The 12945-nt window shown below is 69.0% G+C and carries 10 protein-coding genes; 6 read left to right on the forward strand and 4 right to left on the reverse strand.

Features of this window, described 5'->3' with window-relative positions; all coding sequences use genetic code 11:
• Window positions 1-121: 121 nt before the first annotated feature.
• Window positions 122-1276 (reverse strand): site-2 protease family protein, encoded by a 1155-nt coding sequence (locus ABD260_RS22790; RefSeq protein ID WP_344236087.1) that lies wholly within the window; start codon window positions 1274-1276, stop codon window positions 122-124.
• Window positions 1277-1389: 113 nt separating this feature from the next.
• Between ABD260_RS22790 and ABD260_RS22795 the strand changes: the two genes are divergently transcribed.
• From ABD260_RS22795 to glpK (ABD260_RS22820), 6 genes are all read left to right on the forward strand, one after another.
• A complete protein-coding gene (locus ABD260_RS22795) occupies window positions 1390-2277 on the forward strand; it encodes a RecB family exonuclease (protein WP_319041061.1) in 888 nt (295 codons plus the stop codon).
• 74 nt (window positions 2278-2351) lie between these two features.
• Window positions 2352-3146, forward strand: coding sequence for an ABC transporter ATP-binding protein (locus ABD260_RS22800; RefSeq protein ID WP_344236091.1), 795 nt, complete (start codon window positions 2352-2354; stop codon window positions 3144-3146).
• Entirely contained in the window at window positions 3146-5668 is a 2523-nt protein-coding gene (locus ABD260_RS22805) for an ABC transporter permease (protein WP_344236093.1), read from the forward strand. Before ABD260_RS22800 ends, ABD260_RS22805 begins: the two co-directional genes overlap by 1 nt.
• A gap of 110 nt (window positions 5669-5778) precedes the next feature.
• Window positions 5779-6531 (forward strand): IclR family transcriptional regulator, encoded by a 753-nt coding sequence (locus ABD260_RS22810; RefSeq protein ID WP_344236095.1) that lies wholly within the window; start codon window positions 5779-5781, stop codon window positions 6529-6531.
• Window positions 6532-6794: 263 nt separating this feature from the next.
• Window positions 6795-7187 (forward strand): hypothetical protein, encoded by a 393-nt coding sequence (locus ABD260_RS22815; RefSeq protein ID WP_344236097.1) that lies wholly within the window; start codon window positions 6795-6797, stop codon window positions 7185-7187.
• On the forward strand, window positions 7180-8691 hold the full coding sequence (glpK, locus tag ABD260_RS22820; RefSeq protein ID WP_344236099.1) for a glycerol kinase GlpK: 1512 nt from the start codon (window positions 7180-7182) through the stop codon (window positions 8689-8691). The genes ABD260_RS22815 and glpK (ABD260_RS22820) overlap by 8 nt, the downstream gene beginning before the upstream one ends.
• 51 nt (window positions 8692-8742) lie before the next feature.
• On the opposite strand, the gene ABD260_RS22825 is transcribed toward glpK (ABD260_RS22820), so the two are convergent.
• Genes ABD260_RS22825 through ABD260_RS22835 form a run of 3 tightly spaced genes read right to left on the reverse strand, consistent with a single transcriptional unit; the run spans window position 8743 to window position 12908 of the window.
• Window positions 8743-10455, reverse strand: coding sequence for a glycerol-3-phosphate dehydrogenase/oxidase (locus ABD260_RS22825; protein ID WP_344236101.1), 1713 nt, complete (start codon window positions 10453-10455; stop codon window positions 8743-8745).
• 53 nt (window positions 10456-10508) lie between these two features.
• The gene (gene glpK / locus ABD260_RS22830; RefSeq protein WP_344236103.1) at window positions 10509-12026 is read right to left on the reverse strand and encodes a glycerol kinase GlpK; all 1518 of its coding nucleotides are present in this window, start codon (window positions 12024-12026) and stop codon (window positions 10509-10511) included.
• 48 nt (window positions 12027-12074) lie between these two features.
• Complete coding sequence (locus tag ABD260_RS22835) at window positions 12075-12908, reverse strand: MIP/aquaporin family protein (protein WP_344236105.1); 834 nt, start codon at window positions 12906-12908, stop codon at window positions 12075-12077.
• Window positions 12909-12945 lie beyond the last annotated feature (37 nt).

The following is a 12945-nucleotide window of genomic DNA, read 5'->3' on the forward strand; positions in this document are numbered from 1 at the left end:
CCCGTGGTTGGTGGGTGGGCCCGTGGTTGGTGGGTGGGCCCGTGGTTGGTGGGTGGGCCCGTGGTTGGTGGGTGGGGCCGTGGTTGGTGGGGCCGTGGTTGGTGGGGCCGTGGTTGGTGGGTCAGCGGGTGCGGAAGGCCTTTTCCACGTCTGCGGTGGCGAGGACGCCGTACACGCCGCCGTCGGCGTCCAGGACCAGGTACTCCGAGGCGGGCTGGGCGCGCAGGTTGGCGAGGATCTCCTCGCCGGTGTCGTTCACGCCGATGATGTGGCCCGCGGCGATCCGGGTGGAAACCTCGCTGACGGAGGTCCAGGGCCGCTGGTTCGGTGCCACCGCGGCGACCGCGGTCTCGGACACCAGCGCGTGCGGTTTGCCGTCGCCGTCGATCACCACGACCGCGCCGGCATTCGCCTCGGACGCCATCCGGACCGCCTCGGACAACGGCGTCCCGGAGTGTACAGCGATCGCGCGGCGGGCCAGCGTACGCACCTGGAGCGCGGGCAGCTTTCGCCGCAACCGCGCCTGCATGAGCGAAGCGGTCGAACCGCTCCAGAGGAAGAACCCGACCAGCAACGCGATCACGAAGTCGATCATCGACGCCGGCCGGCCCCAGATCTCCTCCAGCAGCACCGGCGCCGCGAGGACCGAGATCGCCAGCACCCGGCCGGCCCAGGCCGCGACCAGGGTGCCGGTGTGCATGTTGCCGGTGAACTTCCAGACGATCGCGCGCAGCACCCAGCCACCGTCCAGCGGCAGGCCGGGCAGCAGGTTGGTGACGCCGACGATCAGGTTCGCGACGCCGAGCTCCCAGAGCGCTACGTACCCGACGCCTTCGTCGAAGGCACGGGAGGCGAAGTACGCGAGCCCGCCGACGATCAGCGACGCGATCGGGCCGACCACCGAGACCGCGAACTCCTCGAGCGGGGACTTCCGCTCCCCCTCGATATGCGTACCGGCGGCGAAGAAGCCGAGGTTGATCTCGGAGACACCGATGCCGAACTTCATCGCCATCAGCGCGTGCGCGAGCTCGTGCACCAGGATCGACAGCGTGAACGCGACCACGAACGCGAACGCGGCCAGGTACCGCCAGCCGCCGAGCTCGGGGAACTGCCGCCCGATGATGGTCGCGAACCCGAGCGCCAGCAGCATCGCCACCGGCAGCCAGGTGAACCGCATCGTCAGCCGGATTCCGCGGACACGGCCGAGCACCCAGGTGCCCGGCGGTGGCGGGCCGGCCGGCTGGGCTGGGGTCTGGGGGTCACGCGACTCTGGCATCAAGCCAACGCTACTTGGCCACCGGTAACTCCGTGCGACGCACCCTCCTGGGTTTTCCACAGGTAGGCGTGGGGTGGGCGCGAACTGTCGGTGCTTGCGCCTAGGGTTCTGGCATGAGCGTCGCAGCAGCAGCCGATCCGCACCAGCACCCGCGTGGGGCCCTGTCCCCGTCCCGCGCCGCGGACTTCATGAGTTGCCCGCTCAAGTACCGGTTCCGTGTCGTCGACCGATTGCCGGAGAAACCGTCACCGGCCGCCGTCCGCGGCACTGTCGTGCATGCCGTGCTGGAGCGATTGTTCGACCTGCCGCGAGGTCAGCGGACACTCGAGCAGGCCGCCGAGATGCTCGAGCCGCAATGGCAACGCGTGATCGAGGAAGAGCCCGAGATCGCCGAATTGTTCGCGGACGACGCGAGCGGCGACGAGCTGGCGAAGTGGCTGGCCGAGGCCCACCAGCTACTCGGCAAGTACTTCACTCTCGAGGACCCGAACGCGCTGGAGCCGGCCGAGCGGGAGCTGTATGTCGAGACCGCGCTCGACTCCGGTCTGGTCCTGCGTGGGTACGTCGACCGTCTCGATGTCGCGCCGACCGGTGAGCTCCGGGTGGTGGACTACAAGACCGGCCGCTCGCCGTCGGAGTTCTTCGAGGCGAAGGCGCTGTTCCAGATGAAGTTCTACGCGCTGGTGCTGTGGAAGCTGCGCGGCGTCGTCCCGGCGATGCTCCAACTCGTGTACTTGGGCAACGGCGAAATCGTCCGGTACGTACCTGATGAGGCCGATCTCCGCGCCTGTGAGCGCAAGGTGTCGGCGCTCTGGACCGCGATCACCCGCGCGCTCGACTCGGGCGACTGGCGACCGAGCCCGGGGCCGTTGTGCGACTGGTGCGACCACAAGGCGATCTGCCCGGCCTGGGGCGGTACGCCTCCGCCGCTGCCGACCCGTTCGGTCGAGGAAGTCGCGGCCGAGTCGGCCGGCGTCGACCTGGTCGGCGTCGACGGCTGAGGAGGTGAACAGCTGAGCGGCGAACACCTGAGTCGGCGGCCGCGGAGGAACCCTGAGTCGATAGCGTTCGTCGCATGACAGTGGACGCAACGAGCGCGACAGGCCCAGGTAGCGCAGTGGGCGAGGTTGCGGTGCGCGCCGCCGGCGTGTGGAAGGTGTACGGCGGTGGGCAGACCAGGGTGGAAGCCCTGGCCGACGTCAGCGCGGACTTCGGCAAGGGCCGGTTCACCGCGATCATGGGCCCGTCGGGCTCCGGGAAGTCCACATTGCTGCACTGTCTGGCCGGGCTGGACAAGCCGTCCGACGGGCAGGTCTTCCTCGGTGACGTCGACCTGACGAAGCTGCCCGAGAAGCAGCTCACCCATCTGCGCCGGGACCGGATCGGCTTCGTTTTCCAGGCGTTCAACCTGGTCCCGACGCTGACCGCGCTGGAGAACATCACCCTCCCCCTGGACCTGGCCGGCCGCAAACCGGACCAGGACTGGCTGACGACGGTGATCGGCACCATCGGCCTGACCGACCGGCTGAGCCACAAACCGACCGAACTGTCCGGTGGTCAGCAGCAGCGGGTCGCCTGCGCCCGCGCGCTGGTCTCCCGGCCGGACGTGGTGTTCGCCGACGAGCCGACCGGCAACCTGGATTCGCGGTCGTCGGCCGATGTGCTGGCGTTCCTGCACCGGTCCGTCCGGGACTTCAACCAGACAGTCGTCATGGTCACCCACGATCCGGCCGCCGCCGCGTACGCCGATCGGGTGCTGTTCCTTGCCGACGGCGCGCTGGAGTCCGAGCTGATCGATCCGACCGCGGAGTCGGTGCTCGACACGATGAAGCAGCTCGAAGCGGCCGGCGCCGAGCACCTGGCCGGCTGATGCTCAAGCTCGCCATCCGGTCGGTCCTCGCGCACCGGCTCCGGTTCCTGCTGTGTACGGTCGCGGTCACCCTCGGCATCGCGTTCGCCAGCGGCGCGATGGTCTTCACCGACACCTTGTCGACCGCGCTGAAGAAGAACTTCGCGGTCAAAACGGCTGATCTCACCGTCACCCCGGTCACCCCGATCGACGCCGGTACGGACCGCCCGGCGACCTTCCAGTCCTCGCTCGCCGACACGATCAGCGCGCTTCCCGGTGTCGCGGTCGCCACTCCGCAACTACTCGTCAGCGGCGTCCAGATCCTCACCCCGGACGGCAAGCTGATCGACACGTACAACCGGACCATGTTCGGCGCGTCCTGGCCGCGCGACGCCCGGACCGCGCCGTTCAAGCTGGTCACGGGCTCGCCACCCTCGGGCGTACGCCAACTGGCCTTGGACGAGCGGACGGCCAACCAGGCCGGCTACCAGGTGGGCGACCAGGTCCGGGTCGTCACGCCAACCGAATCCATCACCGCCACTCTGGCCGCGACGACCACACCCGCGGCCTCCGGAGCCGCAGCCGGTGCGCCGATGGTCAGCTTCGACGGCGCCACCGCGCAGCGGCTCCTGCTCGGTACGACCGGCTGGACGTCGATCTCGATCGCGCTCAAACCGGGCGCCGACGCGAACACCGTGAGTACGGCGATCTCGAAGGCACTGGGCGATTCGGTCAAGGTCCGCACCGCCCAGCAGGTCACCGCCGACGGCGAGCGCCAACTCGACAGCACGTTCGGCGGGTTGAGCAGCGTGCTCATCGTGTTCGCCGGGATCGCGCTGTTCGTCGGCACGTTCCTGATCGTGAACACGTTCTCGATGGTCGTCGCCCAACGGTCGCGCGAGCTGGCGATGCTGCGGGCGATCGGTGCGTCCCGTGGTCAGGTCACCGCGACCGTGCTCGCCGAAAGTGTCACGATCGGTATCGCCGGGTCGACGCTGGGACTGCTGATCGGCATCGGTGTCGCCGTCGTCAGCCGGATCGTGTACGAGACGCTCGACCTGGCGATCCCGTCCGCGTCGCTTCAGGTCAGTCCGGCCACGATCATCGGTTCGTACCTGCTCGGCATCGGGATCACCGTCGCCGCCGCCATCCCGGCCGCGCGCCGGGCCGGCAAGCTGCCGCCGATCGCCGCGATGCGCGACGACGTGATCGTTCCGGAGCGCTCCATCCTGACCAGGATCCTGATCGGCACCTTCATGCTGCTGATGGCGCTGGTGATGTACGCGATCGGACTGAACGCCGGCGGACTGCCCGGCGCCATCCTGATCGTCTTCGGCGGCGCCATGGTCATCCTGAGCGTGGTCCTGCTCGGCCCGTTGATCAGCCGGTACGTCGTCCGTGGGCTGATGGCGCCGTTCGGCCGCAAGGCCCCGGTCACCCTCGGCCGCCGGAACGCCGAGCGCAACCCACGGCGTACGTCGGCGACCGCGTCCGCGCTGATGATCTCGGTCTCGCTGATCAGCGGCCTGCTCGTGCTCGCCGCGTCCGTGAAGGCATCGATCGACCAGTCCATCACCGACGCGCTCGGCAACTCCGAGATCGTGATCGACTCCGACGGACCGCCCAGTTTCAGCCCGCAGGTCGCGGACCGGACCGCGAAGGTCGACGGCGTCCGGTCGGTACACCGGGTCCGCCAGCTCGACGGCCAGGTCGGCACGGCCACCGTCCGGGTCACCGGCGTCAGCGACGGCACGCTCGACGGCCCGATCACGGTCAAGTACGACACCGGCTCCACTGCGGTGCTGGCGAAAGGCGAGGCCGTACTCCCCCGCAACCTGGCGAAAACCCTGAACGTGACGGTCGGCAAGACCATCGAGGTGGCCACCGCGACCGGCAAGCACAAGCTCACGGTCGGCGCGATCCTGGCCCCGAACCGGCAGCTGAACGCGGTCGTGCTGTCGATCCCGGCGTACGAGTCCGTCGGCGGCACCGCGAGCGACAGCACGCTCTACGTGGATGTTGCCGACGGCAAGCAGGTTGCGCAGGTACGGGCCGGCATCCTGGATCAGGTCCGGAAGGACTACCCGTCGATCCAGGTCCGCGATCAGCACGCGTACGCCGCGACTGCCCGCGCGCCGGTGAACGGTGTCTTGGCCGGACTCGGGTTCCTGCTGGCGATGGCGATCCTGATCGCGCTGCTCGGCGTCGTGAACACCTTGGCCCTCGGCGTGGTCGAGCGAACCCGGGAGATCGGTCTGTTGCGCGCGATCGGGATGGACCGGCCGCAGCTGCGCCGGATGCTCCGGGTCGAGTCGATCGCCATCACCCTGCTCGGTACGGTGCTCGGGCTGCTGCTCGGGGTCACGATCGCCGCGTCGGTGCAGTCCGCGATGGTCGACAACGGGCTCTCCGTACGCGCCATCCCGGTGCTCCAACTGGTGATCGCGGCGGTGGTGGCGGGGGGCTTCGGCGTACTGGCCGCGGTCTGGCCGTCCCGCCGGGCGGCCCGGCTGGACGTACTCCGGGCGATCGCCTCGGAGTGAGCCCCGGACTGAGTCTCGGAGTGGTCTCGGGGTGAGCCTCAGAGTGGTCTCGGAGTGAGCCGCGCGGTGAGGTGGAGCCAGGCTGGTGACTTCACGGGTAGCCTGCGGGTGTGCCGGGGACCGTGCAGTCGATCGAGCGGGCCGCGGCGGTGCTGCGACTGCTCGCCGCCGCGCCGGACGGTCTCGGGGTCGCGGACCTCGGCAACGCGCTCGGGCTCGCCAAAACCACCGTGCACGGCATCCTGCGTACGCTGCATCAGGTCGGGTTTGTCGAGCAGGATCACACCGGCGCGAACTACCACCTGAGCGACGCGTTCGGCCGGCTCGGCGAAAGCTACCTGGACCCGAACGAGCTGCGCAGCCGGGCGATCAACTGGGCCGACTCGCTCGCCTCCCGGAGCGGCGAGGTGGTCCGGGTCGGGCGGCTGGTCGAGGGCAAGGTCGAGGTCGTACATCACGTCTTCCGTCCGGACGACAGCGACCAGAACCTCGACGTCGGTACGACGCTCCCGCCGCACGCGACCGCTCTCGGAAAGGCGGTCCTCGCGTACGACACCAGTGCGCGACCGCGAAGCTTGGAGGCGTACACGACCCGGACGATCACCGATCCCGCGCGGCTGGCCAAGGAGCTGGCGACCGTACGCAGCCGAGGCTGGGCCGGTGAGTTCGAGGAACACACGGTTGAGCTGGCCGGCATCGCCGCCCCGATCCGCGGCCTCGGCGGCCTGGTCGTCGGCGCCGTCGGCCTGGCCGGCCGGGTCGAACGCATCTGCGACAGCAAACTCCGCCACCGCCCCGATCTCGTCACCATGGTCCGAGCCACCGCCGAAGCCATCGCCCGCGACCTCCGGGACGACACATGACCCCCACCCACCCCATCACCCGCCCCAGCACCCACCCCAGCACCCACCCCAGCAACCGCCCCACCTCCGCACCCGGCCGCAAGACGCTTGAGGGGTCAGCCCCTGACGTGGTGGGTTGCCCCCCGGAATTCTCAGGGGGCAACCCACCGGCTCAGGGGCTGGCCCCTCAGACGTTCGCCGGGTCGGGGCAGGGCGGGGCGCCGGGGTGGGGCAGGACGGCGCTGGGCCGGTTGGGCCGGTGGGGTGGCGTACGGGCCGGGACCGTGACGAGCGGCGCACGGGCCGCGGCTGTGGTCAGCGGCGCACGGGCCGCGGCTGTGGTCAGCGGCGCACGGGTCGGGGATGTGGTGAGCGGCGCACGGGTGGTGAGCGGTGTACGGGTCGGGGCTGTGGTGAGCGGCGTACGCGCCAGGACTGTGGTGAGCGGCGTACCGGTGGCAGCTGTGGTGAGCGGCGTACGCGCCAGGACTGTGGTGAGCGGCGTACCGGTGGCGGCTGTGGTGAGAGGGGTGCGGGTCGGGGCTGTGGTGAGCGGCGCACGGGTCGCGGATGCGGTGAGCGGCGTACGGGGCGGGACTGTGGACAGTGGGGTGTGGGTGGGGGCTGTGGTGAGTGGGGTGGGGGATGTGGTTGGTGGGGGGTGGGGGGATGGCTGAGCAGTATGTGGCGGCGGTGGATCAGGGGACGAATTCGACTCGGTGCATTCTGTTTGATCGGCGCGGGCGGTTGGTTTCGGTGGCTCAGCGGGAGCATCGGCAGGTGTTTCCGCGGCCGGGGTGGGTCGAGCACGACGCGGCGGAGATCTGGCGGAACGTGACCCGGGTGGTGCCGGCGGCGATCCGGCAGATCGGGGCCGCGGCGTCGCAGGTCGTTGCCATCGGCATCACCAATCAGCGGGAGACCAGCCTGCTCTGGGATCGCCGGACGGGCGAGCCGATCGGGCACGCGGTGGTCTGGCAGGACACCCGGACCGATCGCCTCGTCACCGAACTGGAGGGCGACGACGGCCCGGACCGTTTCGCCGACCTGTGCGGCCTTCCGTTGACCACGTACTTCTCCGCGCCGCGCATCCGCTGGATGCTCGACCACACGCCAGGGCTGCGCCAGCGGGCGGAGCGTGGTGAGGTGCTGTTCGGCACCATGGAAACCTGGCTGATCTGGAACTTCACCGGCGGCGCGTCCGGCGGCCTGCACGTCACGGACGTGACCAACGCGAGCCGCACGATGCTGATGAACATCGAGACGCTCGAATGGGACGACACGCTGCTCGCGGCCTTCGACGTACCGCGCGCGATCCTCCCCGAGATCCGGCCGTCCTCCGGCGTGTTCGGCACCGCGACGGACGTACTCCCGGGCGTCCGCATCGGCGCCGCACTCGGCGATCAGCAGGCGGCACTGTTCGGCCAGACGTGCTTCAGTCCCGGCGAGGCGAAATGCACGTACGGCACCGGCTCCTTCCTGCTGATGAACACCGGTCAGGAGATTGCCCGGTCGAAGCACGGGCTGCTGACCACGGTCGCGTACCAGATCGGGGATCATCCGGCGACGTACGCACTCGAGGGCTCGATGGCCGTGACCGGATCGCTGGTGCAGTGGTTCCGCGACGGGCTCGGGATGATCCACACCGCCGCCGAGATCGAGACGCTGGCGCGGACGGTCGAGGACAACGGCGGGGCGTACATCGTGCCGGCGTTCTCCGGGCTGTTCGCGCCGCACTGGCGCAGTGAGGCGCGCGGGGTGATCGCCGGACTGACCGGCTACATCACCAAAGGGCATCTGGCCCGCGCGGTACTGGAAGCAACCGGCTTCCAGACCCTCGAAGTGGTCGACGCGATGAACGCCGACTCCGACATCGCACTGACGGCGCTGAAGGTCGACGGCGGGATGACCGCCAACAACCTACTGATGCAGTTCATCGCGGACCTGCTCGACGTACCCGTGGTCCGCCCGATGGTGAGCGAGACGGTTTCACTCGGCGCCGCGTACGCAGCTGGTCTCGCCGTCGGCTACTGGCCCGACCTGGAGGGACTCCGTAGCAACTGGCACCGCGCCGGCCAGTGGATGCCCCACATGGACGAGGCCCGCCGAGCCTCCGAATACGCCAACTGGCAGGCCGCCGTCCAACGTACCTTCAACTGGATCCGCCCCGAGGACCGGTGAAAGAAGGAGGGCCGCCCGAGCGGCCCTCCTCACCCCTCCAGGGGCGGTCGATCAGGCCGGGGAGACGATGTCCGGCGCGCCCAGCCGGACCTTGTCGGCCGACTCGTCGTCGGGCTGGTCCTGGGAGTCGCGTTCGGACTGCACCCGCTGCAGGTAGAACGACACCTCCCGGTCGATCGTCGCCTGGTCCCAGCCGAGGATCGGGGCGACCAGGCGGGCGGCCGCCTCGGCCGCGCCGACGCCGCGGTCCCAGGCTTCGATCGAGATCCGGGTACGCCGGGCCAGGATGTCGTCGAGATGCCGAGCACCTTCGGCCTTGGCGCCGTACACGATCTCGGCCTTCAGATAATCCTGCGTACCGGGCAGTTGCTCGCCCAGCGAAGGATCTTCCTCGACCAGTGCGAGCACCTCGTTGACCAGTACGCCGTACCGGTTCAGCAGGTGCTCGATCCGGGCGACGTGCAGGCCGGACTGCTGCGACAGCAGGTACCGCTGGTTCCACAGCGCCTGGTACCCGTCCGCGCCGACCAGCGGGATGTTCTTCGTGACACTCCGCGGTACGCGTCCGTCGAGTGCGTCCGCGGCCGCGTCGATCGCGTCCTTGGCCATCACCCGGTACGTCGTGTACTTGCCGCCGGCAACCACTACCAGACCGGGTGCCGCGTGCGCGACGACATGTTCGCGGGACAGTTTCGACGTACTCTCCGACTCGCCCGCGAGCAACGGCCGCAGACCCGCGTACACGCCCTCCACGTCCTCCCGGGTCAACGGTGTGGTGAGGACGGCGTTCACATGGTCGAGCAAGTACTCGATGTCCTTGCTCGTTGCCGCCGGGTGCGCCTTGTCCAAGTGCCAGTCGGTGTCGGTCGTACCGATCAGCCAGTGCCGGCCCCACGGGATGATGAACAGCACGGACTTCTCGGTCCGCAGGATCATCCCGGTACTGGACTGGATCCGGTCCTTCGGTACGACCAGGTGGATGCCCTTCGAAGCGCGGACGTGGTACTGCCCACGCTCCCCCACCATCGCCTGCGTGTCATCGGTCCAGACCCCGGTCGCGTTCACGACCTGCTTGGCCCGTACCTCGAACTCGCGCCCGCTCTCCAGGTCCTTCGCCTGGACACCGGTGACGCGCTCGCCCTGGCGCAGGAAGCCGGTCACCTTCACCCGGTTCGCCACGTGCGCACCGTACGAGGCCGCGGTCCGCGCCAGCTCCATCGTGTGCCGGGCGTCGTCGACCTGCGCGTCGTAGTACTGCAACGCGCCGACCAGTGCGGATTTCTTCAGCGACGGCACCAGCCGCATCGCGCCACGGCGGGTCAGGTGCCGATGGATCGGCAGTCCGGCGCCAAGACCGGAGGACACCGCCATACCGTCGTACAACGCGACGCCCGCGCCCGCGTAGAACCGCTCCCACCAGCGGTGCTGGAGCGGGTACAGGAACGGCACCGGCTTGACCAGGTGCGGCGCCAGCCGCTGCAGGAGCAGGCCGCGCTCCTGCAGCGCCTCGTGTACGAGCCGGAAGTCCAGCATCTCCAGATAGCGCAGACCACCATGGATCAGCTTGCTGGACCGGCTGGAGGTCCCGCTCGCGAAGTCGCGGGCCTCCAGCAGTCCGGTGGTCAGGCCCCGGGTCGCGGCATCGAGCGCCGAGCCGGTGCCGACCACCCCGCCACCGATCACCAGGACGTCCAGTTCCCGTCCGTCGGCCATCGCGTCGATCGCGGCAGCCCTTGCTTGCGGTGACAGAGCCACTACAGCCACTGTGGTGTTCCTTCCGAATTCAGTGATTCAGTACTGCCGTCAGGTGCCGCTGGTCAGTCGACGTCGACCCAGTCGAGAGTGCGCTGAACGGCCTTCTGCCACCCGGCGTACCCCTTGGTCCGCTGCTCGTCGTTCCACTCCGGCGACCACCGCTTGTCCTCGTTCCAGTTCTGGACGAGCTCGTCCTTGTTCTTCCAGAACCCGACCGCCAGCCCGGCCGCGTACGCCGCGCCGAGAGCCGTCGTCTCCGCCACCACCGGCTTGCTCACCGGCACGCCGAGGATGTCCGCCTGCATCTGCATGCAGAGCTCGTTCGCCGTCACACCACCGTCGACCTTGAGCACGTCGAGCTTCACGCCCGAGTCCTTCTCCATCGCGTCGGCGACGTCCTTGCTCTGGTAGCAGATCGCTTCCAGTGTCGCGCGGGCCAGGTGCGCGTTGGTGTTGAACCTGGACAGGCCGACGATCGCCCCGCGCGCGTCGGACCGCCAGTACGGCGCGAACAGACCGGAGAACGCCGGTACGAAGTACACGCCGCCGTTGTCCGCGACCTGACGAGCCAGCGTCTCGGTCTCACTCGCACCGGAGATGATGCCGAGCTGGTCGCGCAGCCACTGCACCGCGGAGCCGGTGACCGCGATCGAGCCCTCCAGCGCGTACACCGGCGCTTCGTCGCCGAACTTGTAGGCCATCGTGCTGAGCAGACCGGCCTTCGACCGGACCAGCTCCGTACCGGTGTTCAGCAGCATGAAGTTACCGGTGCCGTACGTGTTCTTGGCCTCGCCCGGGTTGAAACAGACCTGGCCGACTGTCGCCGCCTGCTGGTCGCCCAGGTCGCCGGTCAGTCCGATCACGCCACCGAACGGCCCGTTCCGCAGCGTCTCGCCGTACTTGTTCGGGTCCGACGACGGACGGATCTCCGGCAGCATCTGCCGCGGAATGTTGAAGAAGCTGATCAGCTCGTCATCCCAGTCCAGGGTCTCGAGGTTCATCAGCATCGTCCGGCTGGCGTTGGTGACGTCGGTGATGTGTACGCCGCCCTCGGTGCCACCGGTCAGGTTCCAGAGCAGCCAGGTGTCGGTGTTGCCGAACACGGCGTCACCGGCTTCGGCTGCCTCGCGGACCCCGTCGACGTTCTCCAGAATCCACTGCACCTTGCCGGCCGAGAAGTACGTCGCCGGCGGCAGGCCCGCCTTCTGCCGGATCACATCGCCTTTGCCTTCCCGCTCCAGCGCGGCGGCGATCCGGTCCGTACGGGTGTCCTGCCAGACGATCGCGTTGTAGTACGGCCGCCCGGTCTTCCGGTTCCAGACCACCGCGGTCTCGCGCTGGTTGGTGATCCCGAGCGCGGCGAGGTCGCTGGCCTGCAGGCCCTTCGCGTTCATCGCGGTCCGGATCACCGAACTCGTCCGCTCCCAGATCTCCACCGGGTTGTGCTCGACCCAGCCGGCCTGCGGCAGGATCTGCTCGTGCTCGAGCTGGTGGATGCCCACTTCGTTGCCGGAATGGTCGAAGATCATGAAGCGCGTACTCGTGGTGCCCTGATCGACGGCACCGACGAAGTCAGCCATGGATAGTCCTCTCCTCACACTGCGAACGCAGCGAACCCAGGGGATGTGTCATGCAGTCTTCTCGTCCGGCACCCGGCCGGGTTCTTCTTCCTCGTCGGCGATCGGCAGGAAGCGGCCGACCAGCAGGTCGTACAGGCCGGCACCGACCAGCGCGCCGATGATCGGCGCCACGATCGGTACCCAGAAATAGACCTCGCCGAACTGGTCCTTGAACGCCCCGCCGTAGCCGGTGATGAAGGACGCCAGCCGCGGTCCGAAGTCACGGGCGGGGTTGATCGCGTACCCGGCGTTCGTGCCCCAGGCCATGCCGATGCCGACGACGACCAGGCCGATCAGCAGCGGCGCCAGGTTGGCCGCCGGCGCGGTGTTGCGGAGGTCGACGATGGCCAGGATCAGCAGCATCAGGATCGCGGTACCGATGATCTGGTCGCGGAAACCGCCCCACATGTGCACCCCGAGCTCGGTACTGCCGTTGCCGGGCAGCGTCGAGAACACGAACTGGCTCTTGATGGTGTGCCCGGGGTCGAACTTGCCGAGCGCCTCGGTGTAGTTCCAGCGCACCACCAGCGCGGCCACGAACGCACCGAAGAACTGGGCCACCGAGTACGGCAGCACCTTCTTCCAGCTGAAACCGCGGAACGCCGCCAGCGCGATCGTCACCGCCGGATTGAGGTGCGCGCCGGTCATCCGGCCCGCGACGTACACCCCCATCGTCACCCCGAGACCCCAGGCCCACGCGATCGAATCGTGGTTCCCGAGGCCGCCGGCCACCACCTGCGCCACCACACCGACGCCGAACAGGATCAGGATGAACGTGCCCAGGAACTCGGCTGAGCACTCCCCCAGAAGGGTCTTCGCCTTGACCGCTTCGGTCGTAGCCATACCGAACCTCCCTTCCCCGCCGTGCCAACCACGGCTG

The sequence above is a fragment of the Kribbella hippodromi genome (genome assembly GCF_039531045.1).
Classification (GTDB): Bacteria; Actinomycetota; Actinomycetes; order Propionibacteriales; family Kribbellaceae; genus Kribbella; species Kribbella hippodromi.

Coding starts and splice junctions, on each gene's coding strand:
- ABD260_RS22790 (WP_344236087.1), bottom strand. CDS start 1,276: ATGCCAGAGTCGCGTGACCCCCAGACCCCAGCCCAGCCGGCCGGCCCG.
- ABD260_RS22795 (WP_319041061.1), top strand. CDS start 1,390: ATGAGCGTCGCAGCAGCAGCCGATCCGCACCAGCACCCGCGTGGGGCC.
- ABD260_RS22800 (WP_344236091.1), top strand. CDS start 2,352: ATGACAGTGGACGCAACGAGCGCGACAGGCCCAGGTAGCGCAGTGGGC.
- ABD260_RS22805 (WP_344236093.1), top strand. CDS start 3,146: ATGCTCAAGCTCGCCATCCGGTCGGTCCTCGCGCACCGGCTCCGGTTC.
- glpK (WP_344236099.1), top strand. CDS start 7,180: ATGGCTGAGCAGTATGTGGCGGCGGTGGATCAGGGGACGAATTCGACT.
- glpK (WP_344236103.1), bottom strand. CDS start 12,026: ATGGCTGACTTCGTCGGTGCCGTCGATCAGGGCACCACGAGTACGCGC.
- ABD260_RS22835 (WP_344236105.1), bottom strand. CDS start 12,908: ATGGCTACGACCGAAGCGGTCAAGGCGAAGACCCTTCTGGGGGAGTGC.